Origin of the sequence: Tychonema sp. LEGE 07196 (assembly GCF_963890365.1) — a bacterium.
GTDB lineage: Bacteria > Cyanobacteriota > Cyanobacteriia > Cyanobacteriales > Microcoleaceae > Microcoleus.
The window spans coordinates 25077-50411 of record NZ_CAWPRX010000118.1 but is presented as its reverse complement, the minus strand read 5'-3'; the positions used below and the strand labels follow the sequence as shown (position 1 = coordinate 50411).

General features: G+C 44.2%; 21 protein-coding genes and 1 pseudogene. 11 read left to right on the top strand and 11 right to left on the bottom strand.

Annotation, left to right across the window (positions count from 1 at the left end):
* The first annotated feature begins 320 nt into the window (after nucleotides 1-320).
* The 5 genes from dpdE to AACV78_RS14545 are packed head-to-tail and all read left to right on the top strand — an operon-like array spanning nucleotide 321 to nucleotide 10933.
* Nucleotides 321-3665 carry a protein DpdE gene (gene dpdE, locus AACV78_RS14565; RefSeq protein WP_194008390.1) on the top strand — a complete coding sequence of 1115 codons (3345 nt, stop codon included), beginning with the start codon at nucleotides 321-323 and terminating at the stop codon, nucleotides 3663-3665.
* Nucleotides 3665-6211: a protein DpdF gene (gene dpdF, locus AACV78_RS14560; protein WP_194008391.1), complete on the top strand. Its 2547-nt coding sequence runs from the start codon at nucleotides 3665-3667 to the stop codon at nucleotides 6209-6211. Before dpdE ends, dpdF begins: the two co-directional genes overlap by 1 nt.
* Nucleotides 6208-7095 carry a protein DpdG gene (gene dpdG / locus AACV78_RS14555; RefSeq protein ID WP_194008392.1) on the top strand — a complete coding sequence of 296 codons (888 nt, stop codon included), beginning with the start codon at nucleotides 6208-6210 and terminating at the stop codon, nucleotides 7093-7095. The genes dpdF and dpdG overlap by 4 nt, the downstream gene beginning before the upstream one ends.
* Entirely contained in the window at nucleotides 7092-10196 is a 3105-nt protein-coding gene (dpdH, locus tag AACV78_RS14550; protein WP_194008393.1) for a protein DpdH, read from the top strand. The genes dpdG and dpdH overlap by 4 nt, the downstream gene beginning before the upstream one ends.
* A gap of 5 nt (nucleotides 10197-10201) precedes the next feature.
* Nucleotides 10202-10933 (top strand): hypothetical protein, encoded by a 732-nt coding sequence (locus AACV78_RS14545; RefSeq protein ID WP_194008394.1) that lies wholly within the window; start codon nucleotides 10202-10204, stop codon nucleotides 10931-10933.
* A gap of 202 nt (nucleotides 10934-11135) precedes the next feature.
* Here the strand turns inward: AACV78_RS14545 and AACV78_RS14540 are convergent, their stop codons facing one another.
* Nucleotides 11136-12224 (bottom strand): glycosyltransferase family 2 protein, encoded by a 1089-nt coding sequence (locus AACV78_RS14540; protein WP_194008395.1) that lies wholly within the window; start codon nucleotides 12222-12224, stop codon nucleotides 11136-11138.
* Between the two features lie 760 nt (nucleotides 12225-12984).
* Between AACV78_RS14540 and AACV78_RS14535 the strand changes: the two genes are divergently transcribed.
* The 4 genes from AACV78_RS14535 to AACV78_RS14520 all read left to right on the top strand — a co-directional run bounded on the left by AACV78_RS14535 (nucleotide 12985) and on the right by AACV78_RS14520 (nucleotide 17274).
* Entirely contained in the window at nucleotides 12985-14055 is a 1071-nt protein-coding gene (locus AACV78_RS14535; RefSeq protein ID WP_194008427.1) for a glycosyltransferase family 2 protein, read from the top strand.
* 88 nt (nucleotides 14056-14143) lie between these two features.
* Nucleotides 14144-15595 carry an FAD-dependent oxidoreductase gene (locus AACV78_RS14530; protein ID WP_194008396.1) on the top strand — a complete coding sequence of 484 codons (1452 nt, stop codon included), beginning with the start codon at nucleotides 14144-14146 and terminating at the stop codon, nucleotides 15593-15595.
* Nucleotides 15596-15616: 21 nt separating this feature from the next.
* Nucleotides 15617-16288, top strand: coding sequence for a nicotinamide riboside transporter PnuC (gene pnuC, locus AACV78_RS14525; RefSeq protein WP_194008397.1), 672 nt, complete (start codon nucleotides 15617-15619; stop codon nucleotides 16286-16288).
* Nucleotides 16285-17274, top strand: a complete 990-nt coding sequence (locus tag AACV78_RS14520; protein WP_194008398.1) for an AAA family ATPase — start codon at nucleotides 16285-16287, stop codon at nucleotides 17272-17274. The genes pnuC and AACV78_RS14520 overlap by 4 nt, the downstream gene beginning before the upstream one ends.
* A gap of 28 nt (nucleotides 17275-17302) precedes the next feature.
* Here AACV78_RS14520 and AACV78_RS14515 read toward each other — a convergent pair.
* From AACV78_RS14515 to AACV78_RS14470, 10 genes and pseudogenes are all read right to left on the bottom strand, one after another.
* A pseudogene (locus tag AACV78_RS14515) lies at nucleotides 17303-17578 on the bottom strand (HepT-like ribonuclease domain-containing protein); the annotation flags it as partial.
* A gap of 62 nt (nucleotides 17579-17640) precedes the next feature.
* The gene (locus AACV78_RS14510) at nucleotides 17641-17985 is read right to left on the bottom strand and encodes a nucleotidyltransferase family protein (protein WP_194008399.1); all 345 of its coding nucleotides are present in this window, start codon (nucleotides 17983-17985) and stop codon (nucleotides 17641-17643) included.
* Between the two features lie 277 nt (nucleotides 17986-18262).
* Nucleotides 18263-18745: a transposase gene (locus tag AACV78_RS14505; RefSeq protein WP_194008400.1), complete on the bottom strand. Its 483-nt coding sequence runs from the start codon at nucleotides 18743-18745 to the stop codon at nucleotides 18263-18265.
* Between the two features lie 119 nt (nucleotides 18746-18864).
* Complete coding sequence (locus AACV78_RS14500) at nucleotides 18865-20415, bottom strand: GMC family oxidoreductase (RefSeq protein WP_194008401.1); 1551 nt, start codon at nucleotides 20413-20415, stop codon at nucleotides 18865-18867.
* Nucleotides 20416-20469: 54 nt separating this feature from the next.
* On the bottom strand, nucleotides 20470-20847 hold the full coding sequence (locus AACV78_RS14495) for a hypothetical protein (protein WP_194008402.1): 378 nt from the start codon (nucleotides 20845-20847) through the stop codon (nucleotides 20470-20472).
* A 147-nt stretch (nucleotides 20848-20994) separates the two neighbouring features.
* A complete protein-coding gene (locus AACV78_RS14490) occupies nucleotides 20995-21684 on the bottom strand; it encodes an alternative oxidase (RefSeq protein ID WP_228042261.1) in 690 nt (229 codons plus the stop codon).
* A gap of 80 nt (nucleotides 21685-21764) precedes the next feature.
* On the bottom strand, nucleotides 21765-22043 hold the full coding sequence (locus AACV78_RS14485) for a hexameric tyrosine-coordinated heme protein (protein WP_194008403.1): 279 nt from the start codon (nucleotides 22041-22043) through the stop codon (nucleotides 21765-21767).
* 153 nt (nucleotides 22044-22196) lie between these two features.
* Nucleotides 22197-23075: an RNA polymerase sigma-70 factor gene (locus AACV78_RS14480; RefSeq protein WP_194008404.1), complete on the bottom strand. Its 879-nt coding sequence runs from the start codon at nucleotides 23073-23075 to the stop codon at nucleotides 22197-22199.
* A complete protein-coding gene (locus AACV78_RS14475; RefSeq protein ID WP_194008405.1) occupies nucleotides 23072-23482 on the bottom strand; it encodes a hypothetical protein in 411 nt (136 codons plus the stop codon). The genes AACV78_RS14480 and AACV78_RS14475 overlap by 4 nt, the downstream gene beginning before the upstream one ends.
* A 59-nt stretch (nucleotides 23483-23541) precedes the next feature.
* Nucleotides 23542-24489, bottom strand: coding sequence for an NAD-dependent epimerase/dehydratase family protein (locus AACV78_RS14470; RefSeq protein ID WP_194008406.1), 948 nt, complete (start codon nucleotides 24487-24489; stop codon nucleotides 23542-23544).
* 164 nt (nucleotides 24490-24653) lie between these two features.
* Here AACV78_RS14470 and AACV78_RS14465 point away from each other — a divergent pair, with 164 nt between their 5' ends.
* Nucleotides 24654-24908 carry a hypothetical protein gene (locus tag AACV78_RS14465; RefSeq protein WP_194008407.1) on the top strand — a complete coding sequence of 85 codons (255 nt, stop codon included), beginning with the start codon at nucleotides 24654-24656 and terminating at the stop codon, nucleotides 24906-24908.
* Nucleotides 24901-25299, top strand: a complete 399-nt coding sequence (locus tag AACV78_RS14460) for a type II toxin-antitoxin system RelE family toxin (protein WP_228042260.1) — start codon at nucleotides 24901-24903, stop codon at nucleotides 25297-25299. The genes AACV78_RS14465 and AACV78_RS14460 overlap by 8 nt, the downstream gene beginning before the upstream one ends.
* The last annotated feature ends 36 nt before the right edge of the window (nucleotides 25300-25335 follow it).

Sequence of the window (25335 nt, the reverse complement as noted above, 5' to 3'; positions counted from 1 at the left end):
TAATTTTGGTCAAAAACCCGGTTTCTCGGTCTCGGAATGCGTCCGTATTATAAATAAAATTATATTAGACTAGAATTTTTTAGTTAAACAGGGTAAACTCAATCAAAGGGTTTTTTAACCCTGATTTTGATTGACTTCGGCAGTTTGAGCCTAGGATATTGCCTATGGTACAAGTTGGTTTTCTGCGAGTCAGCCTTCAAAATTTACAAACAAAATTTAAAGACACAGGTTAGCCAGCTAGTCGGGAACTTAGTTTCTGCGGCTAGAATTTTGGCTAAGTTTTTTGCAAAGCAACCGATCGCTCTGAGGAGAGGCGAATTATGATTGAGCTTGGTGATCTGGTGCGATCGCGCAACAATGACCTCGGTATAGGAAAAGTTGTTAAAATATTTAATTCAGATGCCTTAGTTGAGTATTTTTGTTCGGTAGGAGACCGGAAAGAACGAACCTTAGCATTAAGTTTGCTCTATCGAGTTAGGCTGAAACCTCAGACGAGGTGCTATTTCTGGTCTCAAAGCAAACAAACTTGGAGAGTTGGTCGGATTTTTGCCTGGGATGAAGATAGCTGTAGATACGAGATTGACTTACCCGATCGCCAAACAGAATTCGCCGTTGAACGAGATATTTGCGTGCGTTGCAATATCCCCATTGCCGATCCGATCGCAATTATAGCGCTGAAAGGTCAAGAAACACCTTACTTTCACGATCGACGTTTAGCTTTTGTTAAGTGTCTGACTAAACAACGCGCTGTCAGTCGCGGGATGACAGGACTGATTTCTGCCAATATTGACCTTTATCCCCATCAAGTTGAAGTTGTCCGGCGGGTATTAGAAGATCCTATTCAACGTTACCTGTTAGCAGATGAAGTTGGACTGGGAAAGACGATCGAATCGGGTGCTATTGTTCGCCAATATCTTCTCGACTACCCCCAGGGACGGGCTGTGGTATTAGTACCGCAATACCTGCTCGAACAATGGCTTCAAGAATTAAAAAATAAATTTTATATCTCTGACTCGGACAATCGAGTGCAGGTGCTTGCAGTAGAAAATGTCGATCGAATCAGCCCGAAGGGCGATTTAGGCTTTTTAATTTTAGATGAAGCGCATCACGTCGCAGCAATGGCTACTTCTTCAGATTCGGTGAAGCGCGGGATTTTCGAGACTTGCAAACACCTCGCCCATCAAAGCGAGCGCCTACTCCTATTATCTGCAACCCCAGTTCTAAATCACGAGCAAGATTTCCTGGCGATGCTGCACTTACTAGATCCAATAACCTATCAACTTAACGATTTGGAAGGTTTTCGTGCGAGGGTGCAAAACCGCCAACAAATCGGTAGAGTTTTACTCTCATTTAAGGAAGGAGCAAATCCTTTTGTTCTTAAAACTAACCTTAACCAACTGCGTAATCTGTTTGCGGAAGATCCGTATCTGCTAAACCTTGCAGATGAGTTGCAAATTTGCTTGCAGACTAAAGAAACACCTGTCGCCGATCGCGATCGAATTGTGCGATCGATTCGCACCCACATCAGCGACACCTATCGCTTGCACCGTCGAATGCTGCGTAACCGTCGCGCTTCCGTAGAAGATGTAATTTTCGATCGCAATATCATACCAAAAGTAGAATATGAATTAGATGAGCGATCGCCCCAAATTCACGAACTCATCGACGAATGGCGCACTATCGCCCCCAAAGAACAACAATATCAACACATTTTTCTGCTGTTATTCCGTGCTGCTGGTACTTGGCTGGGAATCTTGCAACAGGTAGTTGAAGTCCGTTTAAATTGTATCACCCATGCTGGCATAACTCAGGAATTTGGGATGGATAGCGCCAGAATTTTGAGTGAAACTCCCAAATTTTCAGGAGAAGCAGAAATCCTGGAATCTTTGCTGCGAATTATTCAAGAACCTTCAGAAGATGGCGATCGCATCGAATTACTCAAAATAGTTCTCATCTATCATTTATCTGAGTGTTTCAAACTCCAATCTTATCGCAGCAACATTCATAAATTGCTCGAACAATTGCAACAGCGAATTCGCAGACCTATACCGGGAGATACCTTACCTAAAATTGTCATTTTCACCAGTTTTGTCAAAACAGGTAATGAAATTTTTCGGTACTTATCAGACACTTTGGGTCAAGAAACTGTAGCTAGCCATCAATTAGGGATGGAACGCTCTCAGGTTGAAAAAAACCTCGCTCGGTTCAAAAATGACCCAAAATGTTTTATCCTTGTTTGTGATTCCTCTGGTGAAGAAGGCCGCAACTTCCAATTTGTGAATTGGATGATTAATTTCGATCTTCCCTGGTCGCCAAATCGTTTAGAACAAAGGATTGGCAGGATCGATCGCATTGGTCGTCCGATGAATGTTCAGTTTACAGTATTTGCAGGTGCAGACCTAGAAGACAGCCCTCACAGTGCTTGGTATGAATTATTAAAAAGTGGTTTCGGCATTTTCGAGCAATCAATTGCCAGTCTTCAGTTTTATGTAGATGAAAAACTGCCGGAACTTGAAGCAGTGATGTTTCAAGCTGGCGCTAGCGGACTTTTAGAAAAAATTGACTCGATCCGGCAAGGAATTGCTGAGGAACAGGTGAAAATTAGCGAACAAAATGCTTTAGATGAAATTGATGCTCAGGATGAAAATGCTACCGAGTATTTTCAAGCTTTAGATGATTATGACGCTGGCCATCAAGAAATTAAACTAGCAACTGAAGACTGGATTTGTCAAGCACTAAAATTCAAGCAAATTGACGATTTGAATTTAGCAAAAGTGCAGCATTATCAACATACTGCGCGGACTTTAATTTCCCTTAGCGATCTAAGAACTCACTTTGCTAATTGTGGAGAAATATCTGGTACTTATAACCGGAGAATATCAACTCAACATCCTGGTGTCAATCTCTACCGTATTGGGGAAGGATTTGTGGAAGGGCTAGCATCTTATATTCATTGGGATGACCGAGGTCAAGCCTTTGCGATGTGGCGGTGCGATGAATCTTGGGATGCTGGAGAAGCGATGGAATGGTTCGGTTTTCGCTTTAATTATGTAGTCGAGGCTAATTTGGAAATAGCCCAGCAAGTTTTAACAGATTTGGAGCAGGATAGTAGTAAATTTAAATCTCTGAAGCGACGCACAGATGCGCTATTTCCCCCTATTGTAGAGACCATTTTTCTTGATGCTCGGTACGAACCAATGAGCATTGTTGAAGATGAAGCTCTTTTGAAGATTCTGCAAGGTTCGTACAATGGTAAAAGTTCTCGTCCCTGCCGAGATTACAATTTAGCCAAAAGTCGATTATCGGTGCTCAATGAGTTTGTTGATGAGAGTAAGTGGGCAGATTTATGCAGTCAGGCGCGCGAGACTTCTGAAATACTGTTGCGCGATCGCACTTTTTTCATCTCACTCTGCGAAGAACGCGCCCGAATCGCCGACCAGAAACTAGGAAATAGACTAGAGCAACTGCGGCTGCGCCTCAACCGACTGGCTGAAAACGAACAAACTTCGCATTTTTTATTAGCAAAAGAAGTGAACATAGAAACTGCGTTAAGTCAAGCTATTTTAGAAGGAATTCGGCATCCCGGAATTAAGCTTGATTCTGTAGGATTCATCATTGTTTCTGGGCGACCTCCGGTTGAATCTCAGGAAGGGGGTGATGAGTGATGACTGATTCTTTTCAACAACTCAGAGAAATTCTCCAAACAGGTAAGATTCCTGCGGATTTAAGTCATTTTCCAGAAGCTTGTCACAGGCGCTTGCTGGAAACTTTGGATGCTGCGGGAACTTCTTACGCGCCGGGAATGGGAGATATTGCGGCTCTGATCCGTCAGGTTCTGCGGCGGGAAGATGAGCGACAGGGCGGGATGCCCCAAACTCTGAAAGTACCTCGAACTTTCCCTTTCCCCGATCGCGAAATGTGGCAACAAAGCGGCATCGATATATTGAGCGAAGATGCAGATTACTATCTGATTAGCGCTCATTCTTGGCAGCCAGATTGGCTGGATTTTTCCCAAAGATATCCCCCAGACCAACCCGTATTTAATCAGGAAGAGCGCCGAAATTACGAGCCAGTAGAGGGAGATCCTTTTCTGGAATTGGTGCAGTTACAGAAGTATCAGAGTGCAGGGCAACGTGAAGCAATTCGGGCTGTTTTGACGGCTCCTAAAAATTCGACACTTGCGATTAATCTGCCTACTGGATCGGGGAAAAGTCTTTGCGCTCAACTGCCGGCTTTGTTGCGATCGCAAAATGCTGGTGTAACAGTTGTTGTAGTGCCAACTACAGCACTAGCCATTGACCAAGAACGAGCTTTGAAACGTTTTGTGAACCATCCGACTGCCTATTATAGCGATGAATCCGGGCAAGGACAACAGAGAAGGCAGGAAATTCGCGATCGCATTTGCAACGGCACTCAGCGAATCGTTTTCACCTCACCTGAAAGCTTGATGAAGTCTCTCGCACCTGCTCTTTACGAAGCCGCCAAATTACAAATGCTACGGTATTTAGTAATAGATGAAGCGCATATCGTCGAGCAGTGGGGCGATGAATTTCGCCCTGCTTTTCAAGAACTCCCCGGCTTGCGAAGAGATTTGTTGCGCTGGACTTCTTTTACAACTTTATTGCTAACTGCAACCTTAACAGAATCCTGTTTAGATACCCTGGAAACTTTATTTGGCAAACCAGGCAATTTTCAAGTAATATCTGCCGTACAGTTGCGGCCTGAACCTTCCTACTGGTTTGCTTGGTGTCAAAGTGAAAAAATCAGAAAACAGCGATTAATGGAAGCAGTTTATCATCTTCCCCGCCCTCTGATTATTTACGCCACAAAACGCGAAGATGTCAGGCGATGGCAACAGGATTTATTATCCGCTGGATTCAAACGGTGTGCAATTATGACCGGGGAATCCAGTCCAGAAGAACGCTCTCAACTGATTCAAAACTTGCGCGAGAGACGAGTTGATATAATTGTGGCTACTTCTGCCTTCGGATTGGGTGTGGATCAGTCAGATATTCGAGCCGTGCTTCATGTCTGCATCCCCGAAACTATTGATCGCTTTTATCAAGAAGTCGGTCGAGGAGGTCGAGACGGCAAAGCAGCAATCTCGCTCACCCTACATACCACTCAAGACTTAGAGATTGCCAAATCGCTTAATGACAAATCTGCCATTACGGTCGATCGGGGATTTCAACGGTGGAAAAGTATGTTTTTGAAAAAAGAAATGTTCCCCGATGGTCGCTTTCGCGTTCGCGTGAATCTTGCTCCATCCTCAAAACCAGAAGATATTGACATGAACAGCGAACAGAATCAGGCTTGGAACATCCGCACTTTAACGCTGATGAGTCGATCGGGTTTAATCAATATCGATGCTGACGAACCGCCGCGAAGAAGAAGTTTTAGATCGGAAGCAGATTATAACCAAGCTGGGGAAGTTCACAGAAAATCCCGGTTCATCCGTATCCGGGATGAATCGCACCTCAACCGTCAAACTTGGGAACATAAAGTAGAGCCAATTCGCCAACAGCGCCAAAACTGGAGCTATAAAAATCTACAATTAATGCGCGAGGTTTTGCGGCCGAAACGCTGTATTTCCGAAATTTTGGCTGAAGCTTACACCATACCCGCCCGTGCAGTACCAGAAGCCAGAAAATCGGTGATAGTTTCTCGCGCTTGTAATGGATGTCCTGTTTGCAGAAAAAACGGGCAAGCACTATTTTCTGGAATTATGCCCGCGCCATTACCTGTATGGCAGGAACCAAATTTTGTTGTAAGTGAAAAACTAAAATCCTTGCTGGGAGAAGATAAGTTAATGCTCGTTTTCTATGATTCTCATGAAGCTCAAAGCTGGAGACTCAAAAGCTCGAAAGTTTTTAACTGGTTAATCGATCAGGGAATTAATAATCTAGTGCTTCCTGATGAATTTCAGACTATCTTGATAGCAGAAATAAAGGCAATTGCCGATGCTTGTATATTTTTGTTTAAAAAATACGAACCCATGCTGATGCCGCGCATTCCGACCCTGATATTTCATCCACCCGGAAAGGCTATCCCTCACAACTATCTGTCACTCAACAGAACTTCTCAAGCTCCGCTAATCATTATGCTTCCCGTAGATACACCCGATCCGAGTCGCGATGACCGCAAGCTAATTAATATTTTTTCAGGCAGATACTTGATGTTTAACCAGTTTTGCAGGGAGGTTAATTTATGAGCGTCTTAAAAACTGCTTTAGCTACTCCTAGTAGAATGCGAGGAATATTTAGATATTTACTTCAAGCGCCAAAACAGCGCGAAAACAAGGAAAAACTAACTCGCCTGCTTTCTCCCGATCAATTGTCAGAAGGGAGAAACAAAACTGCCGAACATCCGATGTTTGATGCTGCGCTGCGAGAAAGTATCAAGTGTGGATTATTAATCGCAGACAATGAAGATATTGCTATAAATCCTCAGCTTCCCGAAGCATCTCGACATCCTCAGACAGGCGATCAGTTGTTACCTAATACGCTGGTACAGCTATTTTTTGCTGCTGATAACGAAGATGAAGAAGATTTAGGCCGGTTAATAGCATGGTATTTAGCACAGGATATTTATGATGCTCCCGATACATGGGAAAAAGTAGAAAAGCTGGTCGCAGAGCAGGGAGTTGCTGAGTCTTTAGATTTGAAAATATCCAGTAATACCCTGTCTGGTCAAGTCGAGGATTGGATGTGTTATTTAGGGTTTGCTTGGAGTCATGCTTCAGATTCCAACAAAAAACTTGTTGTTGCTGAGCCAACTGCTTATCTCAGACGAAATTTAAATGATTTATTTCAAGGAGAAGCAAAAGCTAAACTTTCAATTCGAGATTTTATCGATCGCCTAGCTAAAAAATGCCCGGTTTTTGAAACTGGAAAATTTCGAGAACAGGTTGAAGAAAAAATTGGTGGTCGCTTACCAAATCACTTATCAACTAGCACGGTTTTTGCTTTATTTCGCCTTCAAGATGATGGTTGCATCAAGCTGATAAGGGAGTCGGATGCTGATTTATTCATCTTTCCAAGTACAGACAAAGAAGTAGGATTTTCTCATATTATTTTGACGGGAGTAGAACCATGACTTTTACAAAATTTGTTTGCTGGGATGTCGATCGCGTTCGCCGGGTGATGGGTGTGGAGGCTACCCAAACTCCAGATAGTATATTTCTGGCAACTCACCATCCAATTGCTATGTACCGCCAGGAACTAATCGAAGCACCGTCGCGAGTTTCCTACAGTGAGGAACAATTTTTGAAAGATTTTCTAGCTGAACAAGATTTCGCTTTTGTGCCAGTTTTAGGAAGCTCTGGGACGGGAAAATCTCACCTGATTCGTTGGCTAGCTGCGAATATAGCATCGACACAGAAGCGCCGAGTTTTGCTGATTCCAAAAATTGGCACGAATCTCAAAGATATTATCAATTTAATATTAGAAGGGATGGAAGGAGCAAGTTTTGATGAATACCGGCAGCGTTTAAATCGAGCCACTAGCACCTTAACTGAAGCCCAAGCGCGGGAACAACTTCTGAATCAGCTTGCGGCTGCGGTTGGCCCGAATGGTCGGGGCGATCGCACTAAACTGTCGGACGTGGAAGATTACCTAGTGGGTACTGTTGATTCTTTTCTGTACGATCCATTTTTCCGAAAAGAACACTGGCTAAAGGATGGAGGTATTATCGATCAATTGGTTGTCCACATTCTCGGACAGCGAGATACGGTAGAAATTGTTGAAGAACGGCGGCATTTTTCTCTAAATGATTTGCCTCTCAATATTTTAAACTTACAAAACGCAGGGCAGCAAGCACGCGATTTTTATAGCTTTCTCATCTCTGATGAAGATACTCAAAAAGCAACTGTAGATTGGTTGAACCGACATTTAGATGAAGCCATAGCTCAGGTTTTGAGCTTGGGGCGGGAAGATTTGCAAAGATTGATGGGGGAAGTTCGGGAAGCTTTAGCAGAACAAGGAATAGAGTTAGTTTTGCTGATTGAAGATTTTGCTAAATTGCAAGGCATCGATCGCGAAGTTTTAGAAGCAGTTTTAGCGCAGCCTCAGCAAGCAGGAGGCAAATCTTTGTGCGCGATCCGAACGGCGCTAGCTTGTACTACGGGCTATTTTGATGGTTTGAGGTTAGATACTGTAAAACAGCGGATTACTTTTAGCGTTAATCTTGACATCGGTACAGTGGGCGAACAATCTTTAGTGAACTATGCAGATATCAAAAAATTTGTGGCAAACTATCTCAACGCGGTGCGTTTGGAGGAGAAAATAATTCAAAATTGGGCTGACTCTCGCAATCGTGAAGATTCGGATCGAGAACCTCTAGCTAGTGCTTGCAATGAATGCGAACACAAACTAGCTTGTCATGCAGGTTTTTCAGAAGCAGACAATTTTGGTTTATATCCTTTTACTTCGGAAGCGTTAGAGCAAATGCTGGCGAGAGTTAACCCAGGCAATTTTAACCCTCGAATTTTGATTAAAGATGTTCTGAAGTGGACGCTAGAAAATTCTGCTGCTGATATCGAGCGAGGAGATTTTCCTGCTATTTCTGTGCGGGAACACTTTGGGAAGATGCGGCTGAGTGCTTTGCTTCAGGGAGATATTCAAGCTAAGGATCCACAAAATGGCGATCGCCGCCAGACTCTCCTTGATTTGTGGGGGGATAGTAACGATCTTTGTGATTTGCACCCAGAAGTTCACTCTGCATTTAATATTCCGGCGCTGGGCGGGGAGGTTCAGCAAATAAAAAAAATATCATCTGTTTCGCGTGTTCAAGAATCTAGGATTTCAGTTAGTAATTATCAATTTGATTCGATCTCTACAACTAAAAATAATCAGACGACAGCCGCACAAATTCCCGACAAGCTGACTAGGCAAAAAGAATTTATTGATAGGTGGAACAATGGAGAAGGTCTCCCGCAAGATATCGCTGGGGAACTGCGGCCGTTGATTTACTCGGCTATCGGCGAGCGGATCGAATGGGATACGGAAATACTGCTTAAGGGGGTTTTTGCTAGTAGTGGGACGACATATTTTAAAAGCAGAAATATTACTTTTGTGAGTCCAAAGGTGACGAGGGAGACGATTTCTGGAGTTAAACTATCTCTTCCTCTGCATCCTGATGATGCAGATGAGTGTCGGGAAACGGCGATCGCCTTTCAAGGTATGTTGCAATACAAGCACTACAAGCATTGGAAGTTCCCGGAGGGCGATCGCTACTTCCGCACCTATGCTAAACAACTGGAAAGATGGAGTCAGTATGTAGTTGAGCAGATTCGCCTGTATCCCCGCGAGTCTGGGGAACCCTGGAGCCCTGTACCTGCGGCAGTTGAACTACTGGCGATCGCCACCACAATGGCCGGACATTCTACCAATTCTACTGAAGATTCGATCGATGCTTTGTTTCTCAAACTAGAGCCAAAAGATTTAGAACATCGTTCAGCTACTTGGAAAAAGCTATTTGGTACTTTACAAAAACACCGCGATGCTTTACTACAAATTGTTACCAGTCGCACAGCTTGCACGAAAGGAAGTTCTAAACACTTTCAAATTATTGATACTGTTCAAATTTTGGAACCTTTGAAACAGGTTAGCAAAACTTGGCAGCCTCAATGTGAAATTCCAACCGATGTTCGGGAGAAGTTTCCCGAAATTGATAAAGCGCGTCAAGCGGTGGATGAACTTCTAGAAAAAGCAATTCAAGAAGAGTGCGATCGGCAACTCGCTGTTTATCATTCTCTTGTATCTGAATTAGGAGAAAACTTCAATAAAAAGGATGTTGCTGATGTTGTTAAACAGGCAATGGAGGAAGCAAGCAAAGCAGGTGTAATTCGGGGTCGGAAGAATTTTTACGACCTAACATCGGTCATAAAACAGTTTAAGGCGATCGGGCTTTCTAGCTATGTAGATAACATGAAGCGCGTGCAAACTGAGAAAGATAATCTCGATAGTAAACCGGGGAAGCTGCTTAAATATCTCAGCGAAAATCATCAAAAAGCAATGACAGAATCTTCGGACTTTCTCAATAGTACCAATAATTTTCTTGATGCTTCTCTAAGCGAGGTCAAAAACCGGATTGAGGAGTTAGAAGCGTCAGGCGGTGGAACAGTAGAATCTAGTCATAGAGATATTCAAGATGGATTGGTAAAATTGCGGAATCTAATTAGTGAGATTAAAGGATAAACAATATGGTATTACAAAACTCCCATCAACTGAGTGAGTTGTCTCAAAAGATAATTAATCTTCGGAAGTATGCAGAGAATTTTCAAGCGTTTCAATCTAGACAAAACCAAATCGAGCAAGCTGTCGCTAAAACTATACCTCTTGTGCAATCTTTGAGAGCTTTTCGCCAAAGAGAAATTGTCAATTTTGATTTAACTCAAAAAGCAGACAGCTTGCTAGAATTAATTGCTAATGTTGAAGCAAGATTTCAGGAAGATCCTGAGTGGATTATCGACAATCAAAATTTTAACAACAAAAATAGTTTCAACTCTAAGGTAAATCAATTACAAAATGCTCTGAGAGAGCAATTGAGTCACGCTTGGAGGTTGTACCGAACTGAAAAGATGCCGAGCACGAATCAGGAAGTCCTGAAGGTGCTGGATAAAGTTTCGGCATTTAAGCCAACTATTCAACAAATTAGATCTTTAGAGTTGCAAATTCAGGGATCAAACTCAATTCCCCAAAGCAGTGAGGATTTTGAGAAAGTCGATCGGCTAATTGAGCAATTGAAGCAATGCTGGGATAAACTGGATGCTGATGAAGTCCCTGAAGCAGTGCTGAATTTTCTCAGAATTGCTGCTAATGAGGGTGCTACTTTGAGTCTTTTAACTCCTGAAGTGAAAGATTGGTTGACTAAACATGATTTGATGGATGCTTTACGAATTCGCTTGATATCAAATCCGTTAGCATCGGAATAGTAAATTCACTGTTGACTGTTGACTGTTGACTGTTGACTGTTGACTGTTGACTGTTGACTGTTAATATCATGCGTGAGTGCAACCGAAATTGATATGACGCTATCATTTTAGCAGTAAAAAAAGGTGATAAGTGCACTAGACAAATAAAATTGATGCCTAGTAAAATCCGTAACCCGCACTAGACAAATAAAGTTGATATCTATCATTTTATTAAACTATTAAACCGCATTCTTTCATACACCTGCGACGGTAGCATTCTGTGAACTTTCGTCCGCGTCTCAATCGTCGCAAGTGTCGTCTCTTCACTCGATTCTGATGTTGGTTTTAATTTTAAGCCAGATTCAGTGGGCGGTGAAACTATAATTTTTAAAAGGCTGGTTATTGACAGCAAGTAGAGATTGTGACGCAATAGTGACATAAATAAATCTTCTTTAAAAGCTTGAGCCAGCCAAAATAATGTACTGCGATGATTGCCGCTGCGGTTGCTTTTTACTGCTAAATAAATATAGAAATTACTGCTAGACCAGCGATAAATGTTGCTAGGAATTTCGGGATGTTGCTGCCGGACATTGGCCATAATTAAAGAATGACCTTTTGCCATTGCTGCATAGTTGCAAGACATACTGCTGGCAATCTGGCGGTAGCCAACTAAATATTCTGGCACTACTATAAATTGATAATGTTCGGCTATGCGGAGGTGCAGATCCCAGTCTTCGCAGCCTTGAGCATTTTCTGCTTTTAATTTGCAGTTGTAACCGCCAATTTTTTCAAAGCAAGCGCGGCGGATTAGGGATGAGCTGGCATTGCCGATAAAATATTTATAAACTAATGCTTGGTAAACTTCTCCGGCGATGGTGGAGTTGTAAAATCCGCCTGTGAGTAAGTCCTGTTCGTTGATGTCAACTGACCAGGAATAGACAACTCCGACAGTGGGTTCTGATTTTGTTAAGCATTCTATTTGTTTTTCTAGGTTTTGCGGATACCAAATATCGTCGGCATCGATGGGTGCAATGTATTCGCCTTGGGATTTTTCTATTGCTAGGTTGCGAGCGGCGGCGACTCCGGCATTTGACTGATGCAATAAGATGATTCGGCTATCTTTTTGGGCAAAAGATTTGACAATTTCGGCTGTTGTATCTGTTGAGCCGTCGTCTACTACTAAAATTTCTATGTTTTGATAGGTTTGAGATAAGACAGATTCTAGTGTTTTAGCAATAAATTTTTCGGCGTTGTAAGCTGGTATGATTACTGAAACTAATGGTGGTTTTAAATTGTTTTGGAAGGTGTTCATGCAGGATAAAAATTTGTGTAGGTGAAAATTTTGGCTCAAAGAAAGCGAGCTAATGGTATGTTAGCAAATCACTAAAGGTCGATCGTACACTGTTAAAAAAATTCAAATGTATGTTTTAAGTATATTGCCATATTTCTTAAAATGTGCATTGTTACAGCGGTGGGGATACAGACTTAGTGCAAGAGTCCCTCGCGAATGAGCTCTGCACAATAAATTGTATTTGTAAATTTCTGAGTCCGCTCCAACACTGGTAAGGTGCCGCGTACTCCTGTCGGGGAGAGCCCCAAATTTTAGAGGAAAGTTCAAGCTTCGGTGATTCACCGACGTTGCAAGTAAATCTCAACCTTGTAGGGCGAAGTCGAAGTATCTAAAATCGACGCTTCTGCTGACTTTTTTCAGTATACTTACTTAATGTTATATTTGATACTTGATACATATTTCTAAAATCAAAGTCTTGTGGTGGAACAGTGTCAGATACAATGGCTGGTGGGGCTTTTTCTCAAGTTTACAAAAACAATGACATATTTAAAGATTTCGTAAAGCTGTTGTCTGCATCAGGTGAGTTTAAGGAAGATCAAGCCTAGAATAGCAGGCAGGAAGGGGGAAAAATGCAGATTATTGCCATGAAGAGCAAAAATTTAGTTGAATAGAAACAGAAATCGAGTTATAAACAAAAAGTAGAGTTAATTTTGCTCTTCATGAAAAAACACCATTTAAATTCAAGCAAATTTTGGCCCGTGTAATTTAAGTTATTTAGGTGATGATTTCTACCGCTGACCCGACTGTATCCGTGATTATCCCAGTCCACAACGGGGGTTCTTACTTCCGCACCTGTTTGTCAAAACTGGCTCAAGCTGTGCCCAGACCGATCGAGATTATTGTAGTAGCAGATGGCGAAAGCGACGGTTCTTGGCGACTTGCAAAGGAATTCGGGGCAAAATTAATTAGAATTCCTGAATGCGGGGGCCCAGCCCGAGCGAGAAATTTGGGAGCGCAAGCTGCGAAGGGAGATATTCTGTTTTTTGTGGATGCTGATGTGGCTGTTTGTCCTGAAGCGGTGGGTTATGCGATATCGGTGTTCAAAAATAATCCCCACTTGACTGCTTTCATCGGCTCCTACGACGATGCTCCTGGAGATCCAGATTTTCTGTCGCAGTACAGGAACTTGCTGCACCACTACGTGCACCAAACCGGTAACGAAGAAGCTTCGACTTTTTGGGGAGCTTGCGGAGTGATTCGCCGGGAAATTTTTTTGCAGATGGGTGGCTTTAATGAGAATTACCGCCAAGCTTCGATCGAGGATATTGAATTCGGCTACCGTTTGAAACAAGCAGGTTATCAAATTCGGCTGTGCAAAACATTGCAGGTGAAGCACTTAAAGCGCTGGGAGGCGATGGGGATGGTGAAAGCTGACTTTTTTTACCGAGCGCTGCCTTGGACAGAACTTATTTGGCGCGATCGCCAATTGAATAACGACCTCAACTTGCAAGTGTCGAACCGGCTCAGCGTGATTTTAACTTATGCAATGCTGCTTCTGGTTTTGGGAACCTGTTGGTCGCTGAACTGCTTGCTAGCTGTGCCGTTTGTAGCTGTGCCACTGGTAGCAATTAATGCACCGCTTTATCGATTTTTTCAGCAAAAACACGGTCTCATATTTGCTCTGAAAACAATTCCTTGGCACTGGCTTTTCTATTTTTACAGCGGACTGGCATTTGCGATCGGCACGGCTCGTCATTTGTCCCAAAAAAAGCCCTTGACTGCCAAGGTTAGCTTGCCGGTACCGCTGAATCAATCAATGCCCATTGCGCTTCAACATCAGATCGATCGATAGTTTCTCAGGGTATGTACGGGTGCATCTATCTATTTTAGAAGTTATAAATAATTGTATAGTTCGATAAACAAAGCTGGAGGTAGGCTGAGTGAAACATTATCCGGTTGCGATCGTCGGTGCGGGCCCTGCGGGCTTGACTGCTGCCTACGAGCTCGTCAAACAAGGCATTATCCCTGTTGTACTAGAAAAAGGCGATAAAGTTGGGGGAATAGCTCGCACGGAAACCTACAAGGGCTATCGTTTCGACATTGGCGGCCACCGCTTTTATACTAAAGTTGAAGCCGTGCAACAGTTGTGGCAAGAGGTACTGGGAAATGAGTTTATTAAAGTGCCGCGATTGTCCAGAATTTTTTATCGAGGTAAATTTTTTAACTATCCGATTAGTGCCTTCAATACTCTGTTTAATTTGGGCATAATTGAGAGTACGCTAATTATTTTGAGTTATCTGAAAGTTAGAATTTGGCCGCTGCCGGAAGAAACAACTTTTGAACAGTGGGTGATCAATCGTTTTGGCGAACGTTTGTACAAAACATTTTTTAAGACTTACACTGAAAAAGTTTGGGGCATTCCTTGTTCGGAAATTCAAGCAGATTGGGCGGCGCAGCGGATTAAAGGATTGTCGCTGACGACTGCAATTATTAATGCTTTGTTTGGCAGCAACGATACTAAAACATTAATCAAAGAGTTTGATTATCCGGCTTTGGGGCCGGGGATGATGTGGGAAAAGTTCGCGGAAGCTGTGGAGAATAAAGACGGCAAAGTTTATCTCGATACTAAGGTGATTAGCTTTGAGCGCGAAGGTAATAAGATTAAAAGTATTACTGCGGAGCAAAACGGAGAATTAGTTCAATATTCGGCGGATAATTTCATTACGAGTATGCCGATATCGGCGCTGATAGCGAGGCTGAAACCGCAGCCGCCAGAAGAGGTGTTGCACGCCGCGCGATCGCTCAAATATCGAGATTTTTTGATTGTAGCGCTGATTGTCGATCGCAAGGATTTGTTTCCTGACAACTGGATTTACATTCACTCTCCCGAAGTCAAAGTGGGACGAATTCAAAACTTTAAGAATTGGAGCGCCGCGTTAGTTCCCGATGTCAGCAAAAGTTGTTTGGGAATGGAATATTTCTGCAGTGTAGGCGACGAGATTTGGGAAATGTCGGACGCTGAACTTGTGGAATTAGCAACTCGCGAGTTGGTTGGTTTGGGGTTAGCAACAACTGCTGAGGTTGAAGATGGAGTTGTCATACGGCAACTTAAAGCTTATCCAGTTTATGATGGGGAATATCGCGGACATTTGCAGGTACTTGAAGGTTTTGTGAAGGGTATTGAGAATTTGCAGACGATCGGGCGAAACGGTATGCACCGATACAACAATCAAGACCATTCTATGCTGACGGGGTTGCTGGCGGCGAGAAATATTCTCGGCGAAAAGCACGATTTGTGGGATGTGAATACTGAGCGATCGTACTATGAAGATTTTTCAGTCGATCGCTCAAAAGAAAAAAAGGATTCGGATTTAATTTCGCAGTCCATATAGCCAGCCGAAATCGGGATTGCCATGAAAAAAGCCAACCTGCCAAACTTAATCGGCTTCGCAGCAAGCGTCTTCTTGCTCCTGCTTTCAGTGCAGCGGTTTGTCCCTATCCAACTCGACTTAATCGAAGCGATCGCCGCGATCGCTTCTGCTTGGAGCGTTTGGCTGCTGGCTAAAAACAATCCCCTCGGCTGGTGGATCGGCTTAATCGGAGTTATCGCCTACGCTGCGGTGTTTTATCAAGTTAAACTTTACGGCGAAGTTGCGATTCAATTCTTCTATTTAATCACGAGCTTGCAAGCAATTTATATTTGGCTGCGGGGCGGCGAAAACAGCGCAGAAAAACCTGTATGCCGAATTTCCCAACGCTGGCTTATCTTCACAGGCGTCTTAGTTACAGTTGGCGTATTTGGCTTGCGAACAGTATTAATATCTTTGGGCGGCGCAGCACCTTTTTGGGATACCATGACGACCATATTAAGTGCGATCGCCCAGTTGTACCTAATGGAACGCTATCTCGAAAGCTGGTATTTGTGGATTGTTGCAGACACGATTTACGTTCCCTTGTATGCCTCGCGCGGGCTATATCTGACGAGTATTTTGTACGCGATATTTTGGTTGATGGCAATTCACGGGCTGCAAAATTTTCAGCGAATTTACTCGGAACAAAAGTTAAAACAGCAGCAATCTTTATGATACTGGGTGTTACTGTCGGCAAATTTTACCCCTTCCACAAAGGACACGACTACTTAATTCGAGAAGCTAAAAAAAAGGTTGACCGTTTAATCGTTCTCGCCTGTTACAAAACAAATCAAGCAGTTGCAGGAAGCGTTAGAGCCGAATGGATTCGGTTTTTGCATCCCGACGCAGAAGTTATCGAAGTGCTCGACGATTTGCCGGAAGCCCCGGAACCTTGGGCTCAGAGGACTCTTGAGGTGCTTTCCGGGCGAAAACCCGATATCGCTTTTACTTCAGAAGATTACGGGGAACCTTGGGCAAAACTGATGGGAGCTCAACACTTTGCAGTCGATCGCGAACGGCTCAAATTCCCGATTTCTGGAACGCAATTGCGATCGAACCTAGCCGAACACTGGCAAATGCTGACTCCCCCAGCCAAAGCTTATTTTGCCAAACGAGTCTGCGTGCTGGGTGTAGAATCGAGCGGCACGACTACCCTAGCACGATCGCTCGCACAGCACTACCAAACTGTTTGGGTGCCCGAATACGGCAGGTGTTACTGGGAAGGCCGGCAATATTCGCCCGATCCTGAAATTTGGGACAGCTATGAATTTGTAGAAATTGCCAAGAAACAAGCTGTTATAGAAGACCATATGGCTACTCGCGCTAACAAAGTCGTTATTTGCGATACAGATTCTTTAGCTACTTGTATTTGGCACAAACGTTACGTTGGTTCGGAACATCGGACGATCGAGCAAATTGCAGACAGCCGCCGCTATGATTTGTATATTTTGACTCAGCCGGATTTCGGGTTTGTTCAGGATGGAACGCGAGAAAGCGAACATTTACGGATGACTATGCACGAGTGGTTTTTGGAGATGATTCAGAAGAAAGGCAAGCGGTATATTACTGTCGGAGGAAGGCACGAGTTGCGAATTTCGGAGGCAATTGGGGCGATCGATTCTGTTTTGGTATTTGAACCGTTAAAGGAGCCAGAGAGTTAGGAATTATGAATATTTTTCAGTCGATCGCTCAACTATCATCAGGTAACGGCGGCAATAATCTTTCTACTTGTACCAGCAAACTAGGCAAAACACTTGTAACAATATTCCAAATAACTTCCGAATTCACTTGGTCATAACGGTGAACCAAAATATTGCGTAAGTTAATCCTATTTCGCCAATCAATTTCGGGATGGAACTGCTGAAAGTCGATCGAAATTCTCCGTGCGGCCTTCCCCAAAATCCCCAACTGCAGCTCTACGGCACTTTGCATCAAAACACTTTCCAGGTAAGTGTCGCATGAAACATCAGCCGTAAACTATTGAATCCGACGGATTGCTTGCGCCATGTCGAACAAGTGAACCACTATCACGATCGCCCGCTTGCATAAATCACTCGATAGGTTTTCAAAATGTTCGATCGCCGATAGGGATTTTTTAACTGCTTTTTTTCCACCAAATCCACACAACGGTGAAATAAATGCTCTATCTCCTCCTGCATACCCAATAAATGAGACAGCGTGAGGCGGTGGGATGGCTCATAGGTGACTAATACATCCACATCGCTATCAGGGCGAAAATCATCCCGCAGTACCGAGCCAAACAGGGCAAATTCGACAATGTTCCAGCGCTGGCAAAATCGTGCGATCGCATCTAGAGAGACTTTTAGGCGATCGTTCACTACATATTCTAAATCTGATTGCAACTCAATCATACGCGAGCCAACCTCCAACGAAAGCAAGTAACGTCTTTTGATTGTAACATCACAAGTCTAACTGAGCCTTCAGTCCCAAACGACAACTGCTTCAATATTGGGTCATCATCATGCTTCTCCTATGCTAATGTTTGAAGTGGTTTTTACTTCCGAAAGAGCAGGCATGGTTGCCCAACAGTGGGGACAAAACCAGCAAATTTCATGGTGGTGAATGTGCCGTAGTAATGGATAAGAACAATAAGGACATTCGTGCACGATCTTTTACCTCTGCGATTGATTACGGAAAAACTATTTTAGGGGCAGCCATATGTCCTAAATAAAGATAGGCAGCCGAGCGCAGCACAATTTCGGAATAGAGAATTTTTTGGATGTCTAAACTCGGTGCACGTTTTGCAGTGAATTTGTAAGCCACGATTTCCCCTTCCAAACTGAATTCACTATCCGTCAAGTAATGGTCGTAATCGTGCATTCCCTGAAAAATAAACCCGTAAATGGGATTGGGATAAACCGAAGAATCGTAACTTTCAGCAGATACCCAAAGTTGCCCTTGTTTGATATCTGCAAACATTTCTTCTGCGTTTTCGTAACGCATATAATCTGAAAATTGTAGATTTAAAGGCAATTGCTGGAACTCACCCATTAGCCAATCACAGAGTTGGGCGATGGTTCGATCTGAAATTTCGGCTGCCTTACTTTCCAGATAGAGTTTGGCGAGAGTTTCTACTTTTAATGCCGTTAAGTTTGCTTTTGTGAGAGTCATATCGCTCCCCTCCTAACCTTGAACTACCTTTATTCTGACAGTTTTTATCAACAACTGTTATGAGCTAGCTCATAGTTGAAAAAAAATAGTCAAGGCTATTTAATCGATCGCACTTCCTGTTAATTTTCCATTGCCAAACGTACTTGCTGTGAAACGCAACCTGCGGCTTGAATTAAATCGGCTGCTTTTTCGCCGATCGCAATTATCGGCCCATTCGTATTTCCTGTGGTGATTGTTGGCATGATTGACGCATCTACCACACGCAATCCCTCAACTCCACGTACCCGTAATTCGGGGTCTACAACCGCCATTGAGTCAGTTCCCATTTTGCAGGTGCCGACAGGATGAAACACCGTACTGCACGTTTCCCGGATGTAGGCTTCGAGGGCTTCATCGCTGTTAACACCGGCACCGGGAGCGACTTCATCACCCCGAAACTCATCAAAGGCACTTGTCTGAAACACTTTGCGGAGTAATTTAATTCCTGCAACCACCTTTTGCATATCAGATTCACTTTGGAGATAGTTCATCCGAATCATTGGTGCATCTTTCGGATCGGGCGATCGTAAAGATACACTACCAATACTCTCAGGATGGATCAAACATACTAAACCAGTGAACCCCGAATCAGAACTAGGAGGGAATGTCAACACAACAGGGCTGAAGATCAACTGTAAATCAGGCGCAGCATCCAGATTACCCTCGCTATGTAAAAACAATCCGGCTTCAACGATACTACTGGTGATTGCAGGGTGTAAATCCTGAGTTGCCAGGTGTACCACAGGAATGAGAGGATGATCTTGGAGGTTTTGACCGACACCAGGCAAATCGACTACTACAGAAATACCCAATGATTCCAGGTATTCTTGATTGCCAATGCCCGAAAGCATCAGCAGCTTAGGCGAATCGAACGCGCCAGCACTTAAAATCACTTCCCGGTTAACCCTAACTTGGTGCAGTGTTCCCTCGTGCATATATTCCACCCCAACGGCGCGGGTTCCCTCAAACAACAATCGAGTCACCAACGCTGCTGTCGTTGTTGTCAAATTGGGGCGATCGAGAATTGGCACCAGGAATGCTGCAGCAGCACTGTGCCGCTTACCATCTTTAATCGTCATCTGATAAAGTCCCGCACCTTCTTGCTGCATCCCATTGAAATCAGGATTGTTGTGATATCCCATTGCTACAGATACTTCTACAAATCTTTGAGATATCGGTGCCGGGGAAATTAGATCCGTAACACTCAACTCGCCATCAACACCGTGGTATTCGGAAGCACCTCGTTGCTGGTTTTCAGATTTCTTGAAATATGGCAATATATCTTGGTAACTCCAACCGGGATTACCCAATTCTTGCCAGCGATCGTAATCATGAGGATTACCTCGGACATAAAGCATGAAATTAATCGAACTGCTGCCGCCCAAGACTTTCCCGCGCGGGTGAAAGATTTTGCGGTTATTGAGGTAAGGTTCGGGTTCTGTGAAGTATGCCCAGTCTACCTCGGAGCCTAGTAGGTTGAAGCATTCTGCCGGGATTTGAATCTCCGGTTTAGTATCCGGGTTGCCAGCTTCGAGCAACAACACAGTTGTTTTACTGTCTTCTGTCAAACGGTTGGCGACAACGCAGCCAGCCGAACCTGCACCAATCACAATGTAGTCATAGTTCGTCATAACATTCTCCTGCTTTGTTGTATGTAATCGATTAATTTAGTCAGGCTAGAGAATTCAACTTTTCCTACAAGATTTCTGCATCAAGATACGGTTGTTTTTATACACTTCTAAAGTTCCCGACTGCTGACTGTCCAACGTGCCATCCCACACCCAATATTCATAATTACCCTTCCGAAACTTATAGACTCGAACGCCTTCTGTCGCTTTGCTAGTACCTCCGCCCAAACTTAAATTACCCTTGGAACTGGTGGAGCGATATAGCAGTTCACCTGAAGCCTTCTTTTTCCAAAGATTGATGTTGTAACCACCCTGGCATTTCATACTGAGTATGAGGTCAGCAGTAGAATCAGCAGATGCAGGTAAGGAAAAATTAGCTAAGACACAGATTGGTAGAGCAAGCAGTAATGCGGATTTTTTCAGTAGTGTTTTCATGGTTCTTAAAAGTGTTTAGTGTTTTCATGGTTCTTAAAAGATGATTCGGCGGTTGAAACCGCTTCTTGTCAAACGAAGTCTGCCTCCGCAGACTAAGAAATAAAGAAAGGGGTATTTAAACCGGATTTGGTCTAATCCCCCCTACAATCAACCAGTTTGATCTGCGTTGACAGGCATCACTTCAATAACTGTATGGGGACTTTTGAAGCTGAGACGCGCTTCGGGTTTCTGGAGTGCTATCATCGTTCTGACGTGTTCGTCTTCGTCATCACGAATGTTCACGAACACGTCGTATAGATTATCCACCTTGGGACGGCGAAATTCATGACTTAGTGCAGTTTGAACTTCATCAAACATATAAAGATCGCCATCCCGATAGAAATTGATTGCCACCTCGGGCGCAGGTTGAGCTTTCAGTTGGGCTTCAAAGGTTTTCAAGTATTCGTCATAGGTGTGATAGGCGTGACCTTCAATCAGTTCCATCAGGTAGTAGGCGTAAGAGGGAAACAGCATATAAATCGCGACGACTACCCAGTAGTAAGCGAATGCAACGTGTTGGGCGATGAAGCGATCGATCCAGAGGCGATCGCCCCCCAGTGATTCCATAATCAAGAGATGATGTAATTCGTTCCAGCTTTCAGCGAAGTGAACTTTCAACAAGTCAGCTTTGCGCCAGTAGCCCAGAGTCTCGTACAGATGCAGCACTGATAGATAAGAAAAGTAAGGCACGCGGGCGATCGTTTCCAGCATATAAAACCGAGGGTAGGAACGATTTCCGTAGACGACATCTACAAGGAAGACAAAAAAACCAACTATCAATCGAATCAAAACTTTCATGGCGAATTCCTCAAAAATTGAATACATTACTAGGGGTTCAGAGTCCGACTCATCAGAGAAGTTGAAGTTCTGACTTGTACCTACTTACGCCAGTAGTTGTTGGCAGCAGCGACTGTGGCAAATTCTATTGCGACAACGTGACCAACTGCAATCAGCATCATGGCATCATTGCCATAAACCTCTCGTAACTGGTTGCGCTTTTCTTCATCAGGCTGAGTCATTTTAATAATCAGCCGTGCCATTTTGACTGCCAGTTGCCGTCCCTCTTCAGGGGTTTCTGTCAAAAGCGAGTTATTAGGAACCAATGTAACTTCGGGTGGTGTTACAACAGATGGATTGTTTGAAGTTATATTATCCATGTCAAAATCTCCTGAGTTAAAGTGTTTTTTGTAATAGCAGCATTGATTTTCCAAAACCTCCCTAAGTTGATCTGCTTCGATCCTAGAATGAGTTGTCAATAACTTCTATGAGCTGGCTCATACTTGAAGCAAGTCACCGACGGTTTTAGGCTGTTACTCCAAAGACATATCCTGGCAAATCCGCTCTAGCTTTTCTGGATTCCGCACACTGTAAATAGACTGGATACAGCCATTAACAATCTCAAACGTCATCACACTGTGAATGCGGCCATCCAGATATTGAATCATGCCTGGTTGTCCGTTGATCTCGGCTAAGCTAGATACAGCATTGAGCATCCATTTGCGACGAATTGCTAATAGCATTCGAGCTACTTTCATTGCCCCGTGTATCGGCTTGATGGCGGCAATCACTTTGCCTCCACCATCTGAACAAAATGTCACATCCTTCGCCAGTAACAGCAACAATTCTTGCAAATCGCCCTTGGTGGAGGCATCTAAAAATTGGGCTGCAATCTGCTCTTGCTGCGGCCTGGAAACTGGGAAACGAGGACGTTGGCCGGCAAGATGCTGCTTCGCCCGCCGCAGGATTTGGCGACAGTTAGTGGAACTCTTGCCAACCATCTGAGCAATTTCGTCATAGTCGTAGTCAAAGACATCGCGGAGTAGAAATACTGCCCGTTCGATCGGAGATAAACGCTCCATTACAGTTAAAAATGCGATCGAGAGCGAGTCTGCTAATTCCATGATATCGGTTGAATTTTCGGATTGTTGCGTTAACATCGGTTCTGGTAGCCAGGTACCGACGTATTGTTCTCGTTGGACACGCGCCGATCGCAAATGATCGATGCAGAGACGAGTAGTAATCGTTGTCAGATAAGTCTTTGCCTCGCGCACCGTGGAGCTCGCCGTCTGTTGCCAGCGCAGGAAGGTTTCTTGTACCATATCTTCGGCATCTGTGACAGTGCCGAGCATTCGGTAGGCGATCGAGAACAGCAACGGACGATGGTGGTTAAAATCATCCAGAGAACTCATAAAGCCCCCTGCTCTTTTTGCTGAATAGTTCTCAAGGCCCACAAGCCAATTCCAGTTCCTAATCCATCCACAATTAATATCAGGATGGCTGTGACTTGGAACAGCCAACCCCAACCTTCAAAGGCAACTTGAGACACATGATCTGGACTAATCGCGATGAAATGATTGTAGAACCCAAACAGGAACGATCCTGCTATTGAACTGAGCAAGAGCCAGATACCAATGCGGTAGAACTGCGTCCAAAGCAAAACGGCTGCAATGATGGGAATCAGAAAAATCACAATACCCACAAACAAACTCTGAAGCAGAGATAGGGGAATTGGGATTTTCAGATGCGCTAAACCGTGCAGTCCGTTGGCGATCGCGTGGATGACCGCGATTGTTGTTCCATATTGAGCAATTTTCATCTTCTTTCTCCCTGATTAGAAAGCTTTTTAGACAACTCCTAGTGTTAGCCCGATCGAGATTAAATTGTCAGTTGGCCCTCTTCAACGGCAGTTTTAACAAGCCATTCCAACGATCGCGGTTGAAAATTGAGTTCGCGTTTTGCCTTACCATTGGAGACACCTCGTATCTGGATGCCATAGTAGACAGCATCTGCACCACTCATTCGCAGAGCATCCTCAACTGATACCTGCGGTGGCGGTGGAGCATTGAGCCACTGGGCATAAGCAGGAAGCCACAGGCGCACCTCTAAGGGTCGATCGTCCGCAATTAAGTAAATACCGGGATTTCCCCGATCGACTGCCGCCACCGTCGCGAAGGCCGCATCCTCAATGTGAACCCAAGACCATAGCCCATCGCCATTTCCGACGATCGGGAATTGTTGCTGCCGCACCTGTTCGGCAACGTCTCCATCGGTTGCGTACCAAGTGCCGGGCCCGTAGAAGAAGCCGTAACGCAGGATAATTCCTTCTAGATTGGGGTTCCCTAGCAAGCCATGTTCAATCTCATTCAGCGTGCGGGTTCCGTCTGCAACTGCGGGCGAGGCATCTAAGGCTAGCGGTGTTTCTTCGTCTGCCAATCCTGTACCGGGAATCGCCCAAAATGCGATCGACTGCCTGATGTAACGACGCACACCAGCCGCTTGCGCTGCCGCTAGGACATTTGCACCTCCTTCGAGACGGATGCGATCGTTCAGTTGTGCTGCCGCCTGCATTGTCTCAGGGGTGTAGGTTTTAGGCAGAGAGGTGAGTTGTTCGATTACAACGGACGGTTGAGCGCGAATGACTGCAGCTTTGATAGCATCTGCATCGAAGACATCTGCGATCGCAGGTTCCACACCTTGTTCAGCTAAAATCCGTGCTTTTTCGGGAGTGCGGGTTAACGCTACTACATCATGTCCTGCGCTGTGCAATTGGGCGAGCAGCGGACGACCGATCGCCCCCGTTGCACCTGCAACAAAAATTCTCATCTAGGAACCTCCTGTTGAAGCCTGTGAGGTATTTATAGATAAGACGAAAGAGCATCGTTAGTTGTGACAAGTCGTGCATCGCGGGCGATCGAGCAGGTTATCAATAGGAAACACGTCATAGAATTATTGATAAGATCGGAGGAGCTAGATTTAGAGGTCATCTTATGTCGCCGATTAAACAACGCCTTCTAGAAGCGATCAATCGAACTCCTGAATCGATTTTAGAGCAAACCCTGACATTCCTGGAATTTTTGACCAGTCGGACACAAACCGATCTCGCCCCAGATTTTGACTCAGATTTTGATTCAGATACCGATTCCAACGACCAAATCCTCGTTGACTTGAAAGCTTCCTTCCACCAAGCCAAAGCTGGACAAACTTTCCCCATCGAGGAACTCTGGGACGGCATCAATGTCTGATCTGCCAGTCCAACTCAAATTCACCGCACTCTTCAAACGTCGCCTCAAGGGACTTGCTAAAAAGTATCGTCAAATTCAAACGGATGTTCAGCCCGTCCTGGATGAGATTATCCCAGGAAACTTCATCGGAAACCAGATTGCAGGCACCCAATACACCGTTTACAAAGTCCGGGCTAAAAACAGTGATGCCCAAGTTGGTAAGAGCGGTGGTTATCGTTTGATTTATCAAGTTGAATCACCGACTCAGGTTGTTTTACACCTGATTTACTCGAAATCAGAACAAGCAAACGTCTCCGCTGAGGACATCCAAACTGCGATCGCACTTGGGCCAAGCATACCCAGGCCAATAAGCCGTTTTTCAAATCTAAATTTTGGAGATCGCCGACATTGACGTAGTGACAGGATACAGATGGCCCACGTAATATTA